Annotated in this window: 15 protein-coding genes and 1 pseudogene; 7 read left to right on the forward strand and 9 right to left on the reverse strand. The window is 70.9% G+C overall.

Translation table 11 applies throughout. The features are described from left to right. Positions 1–288: 288 nt before the first annotated feature. Positions 289–1329 carry a vWA domain-containing protein gene (locus R2S09_RS15250; RefSeq protein ID WP_316741512.1) on the reverse strand — a complete coding sequence of 347 codons (1041 nt, stop codon included), beginning with the start codon at positions 1327–1329 and terminating at the stop codon, positions 289–291. Between the two features lie 67 nt (positions 1330–1396). Here R2S09_RS15250 and R2S09_RS15255 point away from each other — a divergent pair, with 67 nt between their 5' ends. After that, entirely contained in the window at positions 1397–1687 is a 291-nt protein-coding gene (locus R2S09_RS15255; protein ID WP_316741624.1) for a hypothetical protein, read from the forward strand. Between the two features lie 421 nt (positions 1688–2108). Here R2S09_RS15255 and R2S09_RS15265 read toward each other — a convergent pair whose 3' ends face one another. The 3 genes from R2S09_RS15265 to R2S09_RS15275 form a co-directional block, all read right to left on the reverse strand. Continuing rightward, positions 2109–2729, reverse strand: coding sequence for a TetR/AcrR family transcriptional regulator (locus R2S09_RS15265; RefSeq protein WP_306185145.1), 621 nt, complete (start codon positions 2727–2729; stop codon positions 2109–2111). A gap of 74 nt (positions 2730–2803) precedes the next feature. After that, positions 2804–3700, reverse strand: a complete 897-nt coding sequence (locus R2S09_RS15270; RefSeq protein WP_306185143.1) for an SDR family oxidoreductase — start codon at positions 3698–3700, stop codon at positions 2804–2806. 58 nt (positions 3701–3758) lie between these two features. Continuing rightward, a complete protein-coding gene (locus R2S09_RS15275) occupies positions 3759–4499 on the reverse strand; it encodes an SDR family oxidoreductase (protein ID WP_306185141.1) in 741 nt (246 codons plus the stop codon). Between the two features lie 480 nt (positions 4500–4979). Here R2S09_RS15275 and R2S09_RS15280 point away from each other — a divergent pair, with 480 nt between their 5' ends. Continuing rightward, complete coding sequence (locus R2S09_RS15280; RefSeq protein WP_306185140.1) at positions 4980–6419, forward strand: glycoside hydrolase family 6 protein; 1440 nt, start codon at positions 4980–4982, stop codon at positions 6417–6419. A gap of 243 nt (positions 6420–6662) precedes the next feature. Here R2S09_RS15280 and R2S09_RS15285 read toward each other — a convergent pair whose 3' ends face one another. Then, entirely contained in the window at positions 6663–6995 is a 333-nt protein-coding gene (locus tag R2S09_RS15285; RefSeq protein ID WP_316741514.1) for a hypothetical protein, read from the reverse strand. 20 nt (positions 6996–7015) lie between these two features. Beyond that, a complete protein-coding gene (locus R2S09_RS40570) occupies positions 7016–7141 on the reverse strand; it encodes a hypothetical protein (RefSeq protein ID WP_372337650.1) in 126 nt (41 codons plus the stop codon). Here R2S09_RS40570 and R2S09_RS15290 point away from each other — a divergent pair. From R2S09_RS15290 to R2S09_RS15305, 4 genes and pseudogenes are all read left to right on the forward strand, one after another. Next, positions 7082–7537, forward strand: a pseudogene (locus R2S09_RS15290) (RNA-guided endonuclease InsQ/TnpB family protein); the annotation flags it as partial. The gene R2S09_RS40570 and the pseudogene R2S09_RS15290 sit on opposite strands and share 60 nt — an antisense overlap. Positions 7538–7940: 403 nt before the next feature. Next, positions 7941–8564 carry a DUF6230 family protein gene (locus R2S09_RS15295; protein ID WP_306185136.1) on the forward strand — a complete coding sequence of 208 codons (624 nt, stop codon included), beginning with the start codon at positions 7941–7943 and terminating at the stop codon, positions 8562–8564. Between the two features lie 98 nt (positions 8565–8662). Then, positions 8663–9145: a DUF6114 domain-containing protein gene (locus R2S09_RS15300; RefSeq protein ID WP_316741516.1), complete on the forward strand. Its 483-nt coding sequence runs from the start codon at positions 8663–8665 to the stop codon at positions 9143–9145. Beyond that, on the forward strand, positions 9135–10079 hold the full coding sequence (locus tag R2S09_RS15305) for a hypothetical protein (protein ID WP_316741518.1): 945 nt from the start codon (positions 9135–9137) through the stop codon (positions 10077–10079). Before R2S09_RS15300 ends, R2S09_RS15305 begins: the two co-directional genes overlap by 11 nt. A gap of 70 nt (positions 10080–10149) precedes the next feature. Here the strand turns inward: R2S09_RS15305 and R2S09_RS15310 are convergent, their stop codons facing one another. The 3 genes from R2S09_RS15310 to R2S09_RS15320 are packed head-to-tail and all read right to left on the reverse strand — an operon-like array spanning position 10150 to position 13603. Next, positions 10150–10755, reverse strand: coding sequence for a hypothetical protein (locus tag R2S09_RS15310; protein WP_316741520.1), 606 nt, complete (start codon positions 10753–10755; stop codon positions 10150–10152). Continuing rightward, positions 10650–12611 (reverse strand): hypothetical protein, encoded by a 1962-nt coding sequence (locus tag R2S09_RS15315; RefSeq protein ID WP_316741521.1) that lies wholly within the window; start codon positions 12609–12611, stop codon positions 10650–10652. The genes R2S09_RS15310 and R2S09_RS15315 overlap by 106 nt, the downstream gene beginning before the upstream one ends. Beyond that, positions 12560–13603: a LamG-like jellyroll fold domain-containing protein gene (locus R2S09_RS15320; RefSeq protein WP_316741523.1), complete on the reverse strand. Its 1044-nt coding sequence runs from the start codon at positions 13601–13603 to the stop codon at positions 12560–12562. Before R2S09_RS15320 ends, R2S09_RS15315 begins: the two co-directional genes overlap by 52 nt. A gap of 609 nt (positions 13604–14212) precedes the next feature. Between R2S09_RS15320 and R2S09_RS15325 the strand changes: the two genes are divergently transcribed. Continuing rightward, positions 14213–15241 (forward strand): LacI family DNA-binding transcriptional regulator, encoded by a 1029-nt coding sequence (locus R2S09_RS15325; RefSeq protein WP_316741524.1) that lies wholly within the window; start codon positions 14213–14215, stop codon positions 15239–15241. The last annotated feature ends 72 nt before the right edge of the window (positions 15242–15313 follow it).

The raw sequence follows: 15313 nt of genomic DNA on the forward strand, positions 1-15313 counted from the left end.
GCCGGGCCGCGCGCGAAGGAGGTGGCCGCCCGGGGTGCCACGGCGGCGCAGCCGACCGGCTCGTCGCCGTCGCAGCCGCCGTGGCGTGCCGCCGTCAGGGCGTGGAGACGACGTCGCCGACCTCGTCGCGGGCCGCCGGCGCCGTGCCCTCGCGCCGGGCGCCGGCGGGTCCGGCGCCGCTCAGGCCGACGGCGCCGAACGACGCTTCCCCGAACGCCGGCTGACGGAACCGAACCGACGGACGCCGGCCCGGCGAGGCCTCCGGGACCGGGCGGGGATTTTACGGCGTCAGAGCATCAGCAGCAGCCGCGTGTTCGGCACGAGCTTCCGGTTCACGCTGGTGCTCTGCACGAAGATGGTGAAGTCGTCGTTGTGGTCCGGCTTGACGCGGACTTCCACGTCCGGCAGGCCGAGCAGGGCTCGGGCCTCCGGCCCCGTGTACACCCGGTCCGTGTTCTTCTCCAGCACCGCGATCTGCTTCCGCGCCTGGACCTTCTCCGACTTGCTCAGCTGGTAGAACGCGCCACCGGTACGGTAGGTGTGCCCGCGCTCGACGACCCAGTCCCGGATCGCCGCCTCACGATCCACCGGGAGCAACTGGTACTCCGACGGACTCACCGGGGTGAGGCCGGCCGCCTCGATGGTGTCCTTGTTGACCGCCTCCGCACCCGTGGAGAACACCGCCCGCGATCCCCGGATGCCCTTGGTGCGGCCCACCATGAACTTCTCGGTGGCCAGCTGGATGACATGCCCGGCCTCCTCCAGACCCTGTGTGCTCGTGGCGTCCCAGATGGCGACGTTGTCCTTCGGGAAACCGCACTGCATGGCCTCGCGCCTGCCCATCTGGTCCGGCACCAGGACGGCCAGCGTCCAGTTGTCCTCCTGCGTCTTGATCATCTCGGCCACGGCCTCGACCAGTTCACGCGGATCCCTGGCAGGGGCGTCCGGGCAGCGATGACTGGCGTTCTCCTGCCCGTCGGTGAGTATGAACGTCAGGAAGCTGTGGTCGCCGTACAGTTGCGCGGTCTGCGCCAGCTCCCGCTGCGACTTCAGCGCGGCCGCCAGCAGAGCGGTCATGCCACCGACCCGGTACAGCTGCTTCAGCGACGGCATCCGCAGCACGTCCTTGTCGTAGATGACGCACTCCACCTTGTCGGCGAAGACGTACACCGTGACGCGGGTTTCCTGGTCCAGCTCCCTCGATCGCCGGGCCAGGTACGCGATCTGCTGGTCGGCGACCTCGACGACCGTGCGGCTCAGGTGCGACATGGACGAACTGGCGTCCAGCACAAGAGCGACATGGTTGATGTAGTTCTGGGTTCCGGACATGACGGCTCCCCCCTCGTTCTTTCCGAGTCGATGCTCCTATCGTTCCACCCACCACTGACAATCGATCTTGGCTCCCGGGCGGCACCAGGTCGCCCGGTCGCTCCCGGTCGGCCACGATGACGTCCACGCCTTGTGCCTGGAGCGAGTCGAGGTCGGCCGGCGGGATGCCGGGGTCGGCGACGACAAGGTGGCCGGATCATTCCGCCCGGGTCGTCGTGCCCGTCCCGGCGACGTGGCACCGCACGCGGTCGGCGCCGCCCCCGACGGCGCCGACGCCCCGCGTCTGTACGGAGTCCACGACGGCGGGGCCGTGTACACCGTCGGCTCCGGGCACAGCGTCTTCACCCCGGCCCCCTGACGCACCGCCGCCACCAGCCGGGGACGTACGACGCCGGCGGCACGGGCCGGCGTGGGCGCTTCCGGCTCTCCCGCGACTACCCGCCCGAATTTGTCGGCTTGCCCGAGGCGTTACCTGGACGACCATGTGCGCCGCGCGGTGTCGGTATGGACCAGAGTCGGACCGGAGGCCGAGCAGCGGGCGGTGAACGGACTCCGGGACGACCTTTCCTCAGGCCGGTGGGCCAGAGCGCAACCGCGACCTGGTCATCCTCGACGCGGCAGCACTCGGCCTCCGTCTCCTCGTGCCCTGAACCCTCGTGTGCGAGAACGCCGCGACGTAACCGACCCGCCGGCGGACTCCGTAGACGTTGCCGCGGCGGCCATTGGCCCCGCAGACCGGCCGATCGTGCTGGTGCGACTGCCCTGCCTCGCGAACCGCACTATCGCGGACGCGTTCCGTCCAGGAGGTTGTTCACGAGCGCGTCGATGAAGTCGTCGGTGACGGGTTCGTCGGGGATGAGCAGTCGGTGGTAGACAGCGCCCCAGAGCTGGTCGACGAGGACCTGTACGTCGATGTCGGTGCGGATCTGGCCGCGTGCCTGTGCCCGCTGGAGACGTTCTCCCGCCAGCCGGCGCCGGTGCGACGAATACAGCTGCCGGTAGGCACTGGCCAGGTCCTCGTCCGTCTGTGACTCGCCGATCAGTTCGGCCAGCACCCGCCCGCCCGGAGTCCGGGTCATCACGTGAGCGAACGCGCGAAGCTGGGTGAGCAGGTCGGCCCGGATGTCTCCGGTGTCGGGAAAGGCGAGCGTTTCCTGGACGGCGTGGAAGTAGCCGTCCAGGGCGAGTGCTCCTTTGGAGGGCCACCATTTGTAGAGGGTGGTCTTGCTGACGCCCGACGCCCTGGCGACGCGTTCGAAGGTGAGCGCGGCAATGCCTTCGCCGAGCAGCAGGTCCCCGACGGTGTGCAGGACGTCTGCGCGGACCTCGTCCGCGGGACGGCGTCCCCGTCCGCGACCGGTGCCTTCCTTGCCCGCGGGGCCGTCCGCCTGGTTCGCCATGTGTGCTCCTGCTCGGTTGCCGGGGTCGTCAGTTTGCAGGTGGGCGCTGTCCGCGGTCGAGCCGGCGTGTCGCGTCACTGGACGGAGAGCAGGTCGGCGAGGTCGATGCGGGTGAGGAATTCCCGGCGGATGCGGTCGGCGATCTCGGAGACCTCCTCGGAGCCGTCGTCGGCGGGGTCGACGTGAACGCGGTAGGGGCGCTGTCCGGCGGGCAGGGCGACGATGCGGGCGATCTCTTCGGAGACCAGCGACGCGGTCGCGCCCTCTGGGGCGAGGGAGGCGAGCTTGGCCGCCACCTGGTCCATCAGGCCGGCGTACCTGGTCTCGTATTCGGCCTCGACGGTGGTGTCGTCGGGGTGGCCGGAGTGGGCGAAGTGGTTGGTCCCGCTGGTGAACGAGCCGGGGACGACGATCGTGGTCTCCACGCCCCAGCGGGCGAGTTCACCGGCGTAGGACACCGCGAGGGAGTCCATGGCGGCCTTGGCGGCGAAGTAGGGGGCGAGGTAAGGCGGGGTGCCGCCTTTGACGCTGGAGCTGGACACCCAGAGCACGAGGCCTTGTCCGCGCCGGCGCATGCCCGGCAGCGCGGCGCGGTTGACGCGCTGGGTGGACAGTACGTTCACGTCGTAGAGCTCGGCCAGCTGGGCGGGGGTGAACGCCTCGGCCGGTCCGGTCACCATGTGCCCGGCATTGTGGATGAGCACGTCGATGTGGCCGTGCTCGGCCTCGATCCGTGCGATGGCGGTGTCGACCGAGTCTTGGGAGTTCACGTCGAGTTCGATGGAGCGCAGGTCGACGTGGTGCTCCTTGGCGTAGTCGGCGGCGGCCTGGACCTGGGGCGCGTTGCGGCCCGTGGTCTGGCGCATGCCGGCGTAGACGGTGTGGCCGGCGTCGGCCAGCGCGCGGGCGGTGAGGGCCCCGAAACCGCTGGAGGCGCCGGTGATGACGACGATGTCGCCGGTGGTGGACATGGATGTGGTTCCTCTCGGTCGTGACGGCGCGGTGCGGGATCTCGGCGTGCGGCAGGCGTCAGGCAAGGCCGCCGTTGGCGTAGATGATCTGCCCGTTGACCCAGCGGGCGGGGCCGGCGAGGAACGAGACGACCTCGGCGATGTCCTCGGGGCGGCCGAGCCGCTCGAGCGGGGTCGCCCGGGCGAAGTTGGCGATGGCATCGTCGTCCTTGCCGTCCAGGAACAGCGGGGTGGCGGTGGGGCCGGGCGCGACGGCGTTGACGGTGATGTCCTGGCCCCTCAGCTCACGGGCCAAGGTGAGGGTCAGGCCCTCGACCGCGGCCTTGCTGGCGACGTAGGCGCCGTAGGTCGGCAGTTGGGTGCGGACGACCGAGGTCGAGAAGTTGACGAGCGCGCCGCCACGGCGGATCCTGCGCGCGGCCTGCTGGGAGACCACGAAGGTGCCGCGGATGTTCGTGCGGTGCATGCGATCCAGGTCGGCGAGGTCGAGCTTCGCGATCGGCGCGAGGATCATGATGCCTGCGGTGTTCACGACCACGTCGATGCCGCCGAAGGCCGACTCGACCGCGTCGAACGCCGTGCTCATCGCGGTCTCGTCGGCTACATCGCCTCCCACGGCGAGGGCCCGGCCGCCGGCCGCGGTGATCGCGGCCACGGTGTCCTCGGCCCGGGTCTGGTTTCCCGCGTACTGCACTGCGACGGCGAGGCCGTCCTCGGCGAGGCGCTCGGCCACGACACGGCCGATTCCGCCCGAGCCGCCGGTGACCAGTGCGACGCGGTCGGTGGTGGGGGTGCTCATGGGTTCTCCCTCTCAGTCCTTCAAATGAACGGCACGTTCATATAAGCATGAAATGAACGCGCTGTCCATATGTTGGTTCGGGAGCCTCGCGGGTCGGTCTGCGCGGCCCCGGTCGGGGTTCAAGTCCAAGCCCGGCCCGGCCGCCCCGAGCCGGGGTCCGGCAGTCGCATTCCGTACGGGCCGCTCGAGCGGCGCCGCCGGGCCGAGAAGCCCGCCGAGTCGCTCGGAGGTGGTCCCGTCGGCGAAGTGCCGGGTCTCGGTCATCGGCCGGCGCTTGGGCCGGACGGGTCGCGGCCCCCGTGACCTCCCCTCTCGGGAGCGCTCCCATGATGGCGGAAAATGCATCCCGCCCAAGGGATTACGTGCCCACGTCAAGCTGGCTAGGCTCAGCCCGGTTGCGCGGGAGCGCTCCCATGAATGCCCGCAGCATCCCACCCTCACCCCCTGGGGGCCCTTCCCCCGAGAGCACGGAGGACGACTGTGACACCCCTCATCCGCACCCCGCACCCGGCCGGGGCGGCTGATCCTGCGCGCGGGTCGCGGCTGCGCAGGGCGACCGCGCTCGGCCTGGCCGCAGGCCTCGCCGCCGCCGGTATCGCGCTGAGCACCATGGTCACCGCGGGCGCCGCGGTGCAGGGCAGCCTCCCCGCCGGCACCCAGTTCTACAAGGACCCCGACTCCCAGGTCGCCCGCTGGGTCGCCGCCAACCCCGGCGACTCCCGCCAGCCGGTCATCTCCCGGCGGATCGCCTCCCAGCCGCAGGCGATCTGGTTCGCCAACTACCGCCCCTCCACCGTCACCAACGACGTCAAGGCCGTCACGACGGCCGCGGCCGCCGCCGGACAGGTGCCGGTACTGGCCGTCTACGAGATCCCCAACCGCGACTGCGGCGGCGCCTCCGCGGGCGGCGCGCCGGACCTGGCCTCGTACGACACCTGGGTGCGCAACTTCGCCGCCGGGCTGGGCAGCGGTCAGTCGATCATCATCCTGGAGCCCGACTCCATCGCCCTGACCACCTGCCTCTCCGCCCAGCAGCAGGCCGACCGGTTCGCCTCGCTCTCCCGGGCGGCGGCCACCATCCACGCCGCCTCGCCCAACGCCAAGGTCTACCTGGACGGCGGCCATTCGGCCTGGAACAGCGCCTCGGAGCAGGCCAACCGGCTGCGCGGCGCCGGCATCCTGACCAACGCCGACGGCCTCTTCACCAACGTCTCCAACTTCAACACCACGGCGAACGAGGTCAACTTCGCCAAGAACGTGCTGGCCGCCCTGGGCAACCCGGCCCATCTGCACGCCGTGGTGGACACCAGCCGCAACGGCAACGGTCCGGCCCCCGGCGGGGCATGGTGCGACCCGTCCGGCCGGGCGATCGGCAACTACCCCACGGCCGACACCGGGGACCCGGCGATCGACGCCTTCCTCTGGGTGAAGCCCCCGGGTGAGGCGGACGGCTGCGCCGGCGCCGCGGGTACCTTCCTGCCGGACGTGGCCTATGAGCTGGCCTCCGCCGGATCGTCGGACCCGACCACGCCGCCCACGACGCCCCCGCCGACCACCACCCCGCCCACGACGCCCCCGCCCACGACGACGCCACCGGCCGGCGCCGCCTGCTCCGTCAGCTACAAGGTCGCCAACGCCTGGTCCGGCGGCTTCACCGCGGACGTGACCGTGCGCAACACCGGCAGCAGCTCCGTCAACGGCTGGTCGCTCAAATGGACCTTCCCCGCCGACCAGAAGATCACCAGCGCGTGGAACGCCAAGACCACCCAGTCCGGCGCGACGGTGACCGCCACCGACCTGGGCTACAACGGAACCATCCCGGCCGGCGGCTCCACCGGCTTCGGATTCCAGGGGACAGGCTCCGGCACCGCCTCACCCACCGCCTTCACCCTCAACGGCGCCACGTGCACCGTCTCCTGACACCGCACCGCCCGCTCCACCGCGGCCGCCGCCCCGTATCCACCGGGGCGGCCGCCGCGGCCTGTCTGCTGAGTGATCACCGGCCGGCGGTCAGGTCGTGGTGCCCGCGCCTCCCTGCGCAGGTCACGTACCCGGCCTCGCTGGGACGGTCATCTCCACCTCGACCGTCCGGCCTGCGGCGGAAGTGCCTCGGGGTCGAGCATGCCGGGCAGCAGCGAGGACCAGTTGCCCGGTGCGCGGCCGTCACCGCATGAGGGCGGTGAACAGGTCCGGGTCCCCTTCGAAGCGATCCGCGGCCAGCCCCTGCGTGGGGTAGTCCAGACGGCGGGCCCGGATCCGTTCGACGACCAGCGAGACCGCCTCGGCCGCGGCCATCTGCCCGTCCTCGGGTGTCGCGACGTGGTCGACGGGGTGGCGGCCGGTGGGGCCGCCGGCGGCGATGCCGGCCGACGACCGGCCCTGGTGGTGGTGCGTGAGGTCGAACCAGAGGCACACCTCCTCGGCCGTCTTGATATCGACATCGGCCGCGACCACCGACCAGCCGCCGCCGGTGTCCCGCGCGTGCAGCGTGACCACGTCGCTGTCGCTCCGGCCGGCTATGACGAGTTCGCCTTGTGGAGTTCGCCGAGTTCGGCGGCCTCGGTGAGCGTGGGCGCCGTGGAGCTGACGCGTTTCGCGATCGGCTCGCCGAGCTCTCCACGCAGCTGATCCGTGAAAACCAAACGGTCGTGGTGGAGGACCTGGCGGTGGGCGGCCTGGCGCGCACCCGGCCGGCCAGGAGTGTGCACGATGCGGGCTGGGCCCAGTTCGTGGGCATGCTCGCCTACAAGGCCGACCGGTACGGCCGCACCCTGGTCAAGGTCGGCCGGTTCGAGCCCACCAGCCAGGTGTGCTCGGCCTGCGGCCACCCAGGCGGTCGTAAACCCCTCAACGTGCGGGAGTGGACCTGCCCGGCCTGCGGCACGGTCCACGACCGGGACCACAACGCCGCGAAGAACATCAAGGCCGCCGGACTGGCGGTGACGGCCTGTGGAGCGAAGGTAAGACCGGGACCTGTTCCGGCACAGCGCGGAGAAGCAGGAAGCCACGGAATCCGGACCGGAGCCGGTGCCGCGTAGCGGCACAGCATCGGAGTGGAAGGCCAGAATCCCCGGGCTTCAGCCCGAGGAGCAAGTCAACGAGGGTGGGAGTACGGGTTGCCGCCGTCCCACTGGGTGGCACCGGGGCAAAACCTTGCCACAGGGGGCGAGTTGGCCGGTATGGGCGCGGTCGGCAAGGCTGGTGAAGACCAGGTGGAGAATCTGGCAGGGCGCAGGGGGGAGGGCATGACCGTGGCGTCCGGTCACTCACCCGGCTCCACATCCGCGGCCCGAAGGAGTCCGGCGGGAGTCGCATCACCCGTACGCCGGGCCTGACGTGCAGCGGATTGACGTGACCGCAAGCCTAGGATCCGTCACTGGACAACAGATGTCTGCCGTGCCTGGAACCGGCGGGTCGCGGGTCATGAGCGAAGGAGACAGGATGTCGCACCGTGCCGGCAGAACCCGGTGGCGACGGTTCGCGCTCATCCTGACGCCCAGTGTCGCAGCCTGCGCCGCCCTCGGCATCGCCATGGCCCAGGGAGCACTCGCCGCGTCGTTCCTCATCTCCGGTCAGAGGTTCCAGGTCAGAGTGGACACGCTGACCGTCCGCGGGTTCAGCATGTACGTCATGGTGGACGTGACCAAGAAGGGCGAGCGAGTGCCGGTCCTGGTCACCGGCGCCCGGCACGCGACGATCAGCGGGCTGTGCCAGTCGGTTCCGATCGACCTGCCGCTGCTGGGCCCGCACACCCTGAAGATCACCGGCGGAGAGGAACGCCCCGCCACGGCGTCGAACATGTTCCTCGACGCGACGACCGAGTCGGTCGGGCAGGCGGACTTCCGGGACATCGACATCGGCATCGCGCAGGGTGCGATCACCAAGGGACCGATCGACCCGGGCGACAGGAATTCCCGCTTCTTCGACCCCAGCGGCTTCGGGCAGCAGGCCCAGTCGGCCACATTGCACCATGTGGACGTGACCGTGGTCGCGATCTCCGCCGGCACGTTCGACATCCCCGGCCTGCGCCTGCGGATCGAGAAGGGCCACCACGAATGCTCCTGACCCCGGTGCTCCTGACCCCGGCGGGACCACTCGCGGTGGGCCCGGCGTCCACCCCACTCGGCTCTTCGCGTACGCGGCACCGCTGACCAGGACGGCACGTGATCACCCATCTCTCCGGCAAACGCCCCCGGCCGCGCGCCCTCACGGCGCACACCCGGCGCAGGTTCAGAACCTGGCGCGGCGAACGCCCCTTCTGGGCAGGGCTCTTCACCTCTGTGGCGGGCCTGCCCATCCTGTACTGGCCGTACGCCGACCTGGACCTGGGCGGAGTTCCGCTGGCCCTCTCGACCACATCCGGTGCCGGATCCCTGATCATCGGAGTTCTGCTCGTCGTCCTGGGACTCACCCTCTGGTACCGCCCCCACCTGCGCGTGTTCGCGGGGATCGCCACGCTGCTGCTCGCCCTCGTCTCATTCCCCGTCGCCAACCTCGGCGGACTGTTCCTCGGGCTGATCAGCGGCCTGATCGGCGGCAGCCTGGCCTGCTCCTGGATCCCGCCCGACGCCGCCGAACCGTCCACCGTCACCGCGCACCAGGAGTCCACGACCGTGCCGCCAGGAGACAGCCGACGTGGCACCTGACCACACCCACCGGAAGACGCACCTCTTCCGCCACCCCTTCGGCCTCCGCTTCGGCCCCGAGCCCCACCGTCCGGACCGCACCCGGCCGTCCGGTCACGTGCCCGGCCGGCCGCCACGGCCCATCGCCCGCGCGCTTGCCCTGATCAGCGTGCACTTGGCCCTGCACCTTCCCACCCCCTGGCCCTCGCCGACGGACCCGGTCTCCACCCCCGGCGGCACAGCCACGGCCACGGCACTGGTGAGCGCCCTTCCGGCACCCACGCCCACCGCACCACCGTCACCGGGCATCACACCGACCCCCGTGAGCGCCGTCCCAGAACCGGCCGGTACCCCGTCGGCGATCCCCGACGCCGGAGTGACCACCCCCGCGCACGGCGCACAGGCCTCCGGGAGTAGCGCACCGGCGGCAACGAGCACCACGCCGTCGTCCCCCGGCACACCACCACTCGACCCGCCGCCGGCCCGCCCCGCGGACGCCCCCTGGGTGCTCCGCGCCGACCGACTCGTACTGCGCGCCGCCGCTTTCCGCGGCGTGGTCACCGTGCGCAGCGGAGCCGGCACCGTCGAGGCGCTGAAGTTCACCGCACGATCGGTGGACGCCGTCAGCTTCGGCATGACCGCGGGCAAAGGCCGCGCGGTGATGCGGCTGGGGACGAGAGCCGGTACCACGTCCACGCTCAAGGGGCACGGCGGCGACAACACGGTGACGCTCTACCTCCGCGTGCTGTCCGGCACGCTCACAGACCTGGGCGGCGCCCCGCTCCCGGCCGACCGTACCGTCACCGTCACACCCGACTCCGTGCCTGACTGGCTGGCGGACCTGGCCAGCCCCGCCCGCGCGATCACCTTCGTGAACGTGACCGTCTCGCCCCTCACACAGTCCGGCGCACACCTGTCCATCCCAGGGCCGCTGTTCCAGGCCGGGGTCAGGTGACCGGCGGGCGCATCAGCAAGGAGCCGGTGCCGGTCGGGACGGTGGGCCGGTCCCTGCGCACACCTGTACCTCATCGCACCTCCCGCGCGAACGGTGCGAGGGTGATCCGGTCGATCGGCGGAGCGTAGCGGGAGCGGAGCAGGATGCCGGGGAAGGTGTCCGAGGCGTAGGTGGTGCCGTCGAAGTTCGGCTGCTCCTCGGAGCGGAAGGTGATCGTGTTCTGCCCCTTGGTGAGGTGGACGGGGACGGTCAGCTCCCAGAAATTGTTCGGGTGGAAGGCGTGGGGGAAGCCGACCCGTTGCACAGCGCCGCCGTTGACGGTGATGTCGGCGTGGCGGGCGAGCGGGTCGGGGTTGTAGTGGGTGGCTTCGGACTGTTCGGGGTTGGAGTACCGCACGCGGAGGGCGTAGAGGCCGGTGCGGTCGGTGGCGACGGTGAAGGTCGCGGTGTTGCCGTTGCCGGGATCGCCGCCGATGCCGGTGATCGCCGTGCCGTCGGTGGCCTGGGAGAGCGGCGTGAGCGTGGCCGAGCCGGCGAGCTCGGCGTCGTGCGCCTCGTACGTACGCGCCTTCAGGGCGCCCTGAGTGGGTGTGACGGTGAGGCGGTCGACGAGCGTGGCGGGTGAACCTCCGGTGAGCGTGACCTTGTTGATGCCGCCCGAGAGGGAGACCGCCACGCTGGCCCTGGCCCTGGCCCGGTGGAGGACGTCCCGTTGACGGAGAGCAGGGCGTTGCCGGCGCCGAGCATGTCGACCCGCAGGGTGGCCTCGCGGTCGGCGGGGGAGTAGACCCAGAACGTGGCCGTCGCGCCGTGCGAGAGTCGGGCGGCGCCCGAGCCCGTGGCGGGGGTTCCGGCGTGTTGCGGCAGGTCGTAGACCGGTTGTGCCCCGCCGCCCAGCCAGGCCAGTTCGCCCTCGTACACCTGGGTGGCGGCCGGAGGCTCGGGCAGGGAGAGGGTGAGGCGGTCGACGATGGCGTCGCCCTGGGTGGCGCGTTTGCCGTCGAGGCTCTTCGCGGCGAGCGTGAGGGTGTGCTTGCCCCTGGTGAGGTGGATCTTGGTGTCCGTGTGGTCCCAGACCACCCACTTGTAACCGAGCGGCAGGTACAGTTCCCGCTCGCTCTCCGCCGTGCCGTCCACGCGCAGGAAGACGTTGGTGGGGCCCTGCTCCTTCACCTTGTCGAAGGTGTTGAGGGAGTTGGCGAAGACGCTCAGGTCGTAGGTGCCGTCCTCGGGCACGTCCACCGTGAAGTCGAGTGCGACGTCGGAGCCGGTGCGCAGCCCGCCCACGTCGTAGCCGCCGGAGGTGCAGAACTTCGACACGTCACGTGGTGAGCCCTCAGGGCCGTTCTTCGAGTAGCCGGCCCCGGTGTGGGCGGCGTCCTCCGCCTCGTACGAACCCTGCCGGCGCACCGGCGGCGACTGGGTGCCCTTCGCCTTCCCGGCCGGGCTGAGGACGATCTCGTACGCCGAGGACTCCTTCAGCTTCGGCAGCGCGCCGTCGCCGAAGTCGACGACGGCCTTGCCGTCGTCACCGACCTTCAGGTTCGTCTCCGTGAGCAGCTTCGGGCCGGAGGAGTCGCCGATCTGTCCGCTCCACTCGATCTCCCGGACCCAGGCGTGGACGCGGTCCCCGAAGACCTTCTTCGGGATGTTGTCGAAGGTGATGTGGCCGTCGCCGGTGGAGCCGCCGAAGAGCAGCCGCGCCTGCCGCTTGTCCTTGTCGAGTGAGGCGACGCCTTGCAGGGTGTAGTTCTCGCCGGGGAACGGTGGTGTCACCTTCACGGTGTGTCCGCTCATCGAGGCGTACGAGTGCAGCAGCCACCACTGACCGTTCCCCCGGTTCGACTGGACTGCGGAGTCGGAGAGGTTGCCGTCGATGTTCCAGTACGCGATGTCGGCGTCCACCTTGGACTCCTCGATCGCGGCGACCCACTGGATCATCTGGCCCGGGACGGAGGTGTGGTAGTTGAAGGCGTACTCGTTGATGTTGATCGGGAGTTCGGTGCCCTCGTGGTCGGTGCCCTTGAACAACTCCTTCTCCCAGGCCCGGTACTTGGCGACGCTCTGGCGCACCGCTTCGGGGTGGCTCAGCTCGTGCCAGGTGATGACGTCGGGGAGGGTGCCGGCGGTCAGGGTGTGCGTGAGGAAGCCCCTCACCTGGTCGTGGAGAACGCTGGTGCTGGGACCGGCGATGCGGGCCTTCGGCATCTTGCCCCTGATGAGCCGGCAGACCTCGTTCCAGGCGGCGAAGTAGTCGTGCGGGTCGTTGAGCCAGCTGACCTTGTCGTAGCTCCACTCGCCGGTGCCGAACATGTTGCCCTCGGGCTCGTTGAACGGCACGAAGACGATGTTCTTCTGGTATTTCGCGGGCAGTTGCAGGACCTGGTCGACCTGCCGCGCGATCTTCTCCTTGTAGAGGTTGAGTTTCTCCTCGGGGGTGTCGCCCGGCCACTCGTACGGGAAGCCGCGGTGGATGTCGGTCATGTAGATGTACACGTCACCGTCGGTGGCGTCGGCCAGTGGCCTGACCACCTCCAGCGCGTCGGCGCCGGGTGCTGCGGGCCGTCCTGCGCCTTGGTGGACACGGTCCGCAGGCCCATCCCTTGGATGAGGTTGTCGGTGGGGACGTCCGGCCCGTACACACCGTAGAGGGTGCCGGAGGCGCCGCCGTGGAAGGCGCCGGTGTCCGAGCCGAGGTCGACCTCCAGTTGTCCCTCGCGGACGACGGTGACCGTCGCCCGCACCGCACGCCCGGCCGCGACTCCCGCCACCGTGAACGTCCCCGGCGCGGCGTACTTCTCCGGTGGCACGGCGCCCCAGGCGATCGGCGTGTCGCGGTCGAAGCCGTCGGAGAAGGAGGAGCGGACGGCTGCCGGGAGGGACGGGGCGGCCCCCGTCGTCGTGCGGACGTCGAACGACGTCCTCGAGAGCTGCTGGAGGGTGGGCACGCGCCCGACCGTACCGGCCACCTGCTCCGGGGTGAGCGCGGTGTGCCACACGGTGAAGTCGTCGATCGCTCCCTTGAACAGCGGATCCGGATGGAGCGACTTGCCGATGTAACCGGCGGCCGTGGCAGAACCGCCCAACAGGTCGCGGGCCTTGACGCCGGTCGCGGCGGAGGAGACGGGTACGCCGTCGAGGTAGGTCGTGATGCGCCGGGCGGAGCTGTCCAGGGTGACGGTGACGGTGCGCCACTGATCCGCGGGAAGCGCCGCGTAGCCGCTCACCTGAGCCTCCGCGCCGCCTCCGCCGGTGGTCACGGCGGTGCGCAGCACCCCGCCGTTGTCGGACGGGGTGGTGAAGAGGTACTTCGTGGTGTCGGTGCCCAGGTCGAAGATCCGTTGCCAGGACGAGCCGTCACCGCTCCACTTCATCCGGGCGGAGACCGTCAGGTCGGCCGCGTCCCCGAGCACTTCGCGGGGCAGACGGACGTACGCGCCGTCGGAGTCGGGCGCGCCGCCGGGCAAGGCCAGAGCGGTGCCCCCGTCCGCGCCCGTGACGGGGCGTGCGGTGGAGCCGTTCACCAGGCTCGCCGTGAGGGCGTTGCCGGAGCTGTCAGCGATCTTTCCGGAGGCGATGTCGTCCTGGTCGAAGGTGTAGTGGGCCGGGGCGGGTCCGCCGCCTGTGCGGGGGCGGACGGCGCGGTCAGCAGGCCCGCGCCGAGAGCGACGGCCAAGGCGGCCGGGACCCGGAGTCGTCGGGCAGGTCTGTCAGCGGATGGCATGGATCGCGTCCTCAATCCCTTGAGTGAGCAGCGCTGTCGAACCGGTTCGCACCAGATGCGCAAAGGTGCGAGTAACTGGGTGACGGAGCCGGGAGTGTCGGCCCGTGCTGCGGGGCCGTGGAGCAGGTGGACCCGCGGTCGGCGGGTGCGTCGCTTCATCGAACCGGTTCGGCGAAGCTAGCATCGGGACGCGCCGCCATCAATCCCTCCGACGCGGTGGGCCGCTGGAGCCGCGGTCGTACGGACCGTGTGCGTCAGGGGTGTTGACAGAGGGGCCCCGCTTTCCTACCTTCGCTTCACGCGAACCGGTTCGACGACCGGCCCTCGCCCCCCATCTCATTCCATCCCTGACGACCGGCGGTCGCTCATGTCGTCAAGAGCGTCGAACCGGTTCGAGCAAGGAGTCGTCGTGAACATCGGTGAGATCGCCCGGCGGGCCGGTGTCTCGCGGAGCACCGTGTCGTACGCGCTGAGCGGCAAGCGCCCGGTGTCGGAGGAGACGCGCCGGAAGATCCAGCGGGTCATCGACGAGCTGGGCTACCGGCCCAATGCCAGCGCGCGCGCCCTGGCCAATGGCCGGACCCGCACGATCGGCCTGGTCTTCCCGCCGGCCGGGAACCACTACACGGGGATGCAGCTGGATTTCATCGGCAGTGTGGTGGAGGCGGCCGCGGCCTACGACTACGACGTGCTGCTGTCACCCAGCGGCATGGACAGTGACCGCTCCTTTCAGCGGCTGCTGGGGGAGCGGCGGGTCGACGGCGCGATCCTGATGGAGATCAGGCTGGAGGACGACCGGGTCGATCACCTGGCCGCCCTGGACTTCCCCGCCGTCGCCATCGGCCGTACCGCCCGTCCGGAGGGCGGCTGGTGGGTCGGCCTGGACCACACCGCGCTGGCGGCAGCCTGCGTCCACCACCTCGCCGACCTCGGCCACCACCGGGTCGCCTTCGTCAACCGGCCCGAACAACTCCTGCGAGCGGGGTACGAGTCGGCGCACCGGGGACTGGAGGGGTTCACCAAGGCCGCGGCCGAGCGCGGGCTGTCCGTACGCACGTACTGCTGCGGGGACGACGCAGCGTCGGGCCAGAGCTGCGTGGAGCAGATACTGCACGACGAGCCGGCCACCACGGCGCTGGTCACACTGAACGAGGCCGCCCTGGGCGGGCTGTACCGGGGGCTCGCCCGGGCGGGCCGCCATGTGCCGCGCGACTTCTCCGTCACCGGGGTCGTGGCCGGCCGATGGGCGGAGACGGTGACACCGCAGCTCACCGCGGCCGACGTACCGGCGGAAGAGATGGGCCGCCGGGCCGTGGACCTGCTGGTCGAGCGGCTCGGCCGTCCTGACGGCCCCGCCCGGCACCACCTGCTCGTGCCGCCGATCTCGCTGCGGGCCAGCACCGGGCCCGCCACCGGCACATCCGCCGCCGAAGCCTGACCTGCACCAGTCGTCGATCATTCCCCCTCTGCGTCACTCCCCACGTCGCTCCCGGCACCCGACGCCCTCACC

It is taken from the genome of Streptomyces sp. MK7 (assembly GCF_032658145.1).
Classification (GTDB): Bacteria; Actinomycetota; Actinomycetes; order Streptomycetales; family Streptomycetaceae; genus Streptomyces; species Streptomyces spiralis.

Excerpts from the sequence above, each read along its gene's own strand:
- R2S09_RS15270 (WP_306185143.1), bottom strand. The coding sequence starts at position 3,700 with ATGTCCACCACCGGCGACATCGTCGTCATCACCGGCGCCTCCAGCGGT.
- R2S09_RS15265 (WP_306185145.1), bottom strand. The coding sequence starts at position 2,729 with ATGGCGAACCAGGCGGACGGCCCCGCGGGCAAGGAAGGCACCGGTCGC.
- R2S09_RS15275 (WP_306185141.1), bottom strand. The coding sequence starts at position 4,499 with ATGAGCACCCCCACCACCGACCGCGTCGCACTGGTCACCGGCGGCTCG.
- R2S09_RS15295 (WP_306185136.1), top strand. The coding sequence starts at position 7,941 with ATGTCGCACCGTGCCGGCAGAACCCGGTGGCGACGGTTCGCGCTCATC.
- R2S09_RS15250 (WP_316741512.1), bottom strand. The coding sequence starts at position 1,329 with ATGTCCGGAACCCAGAACTACATCAACCATGTCGCTCTTGTGCTGGAC.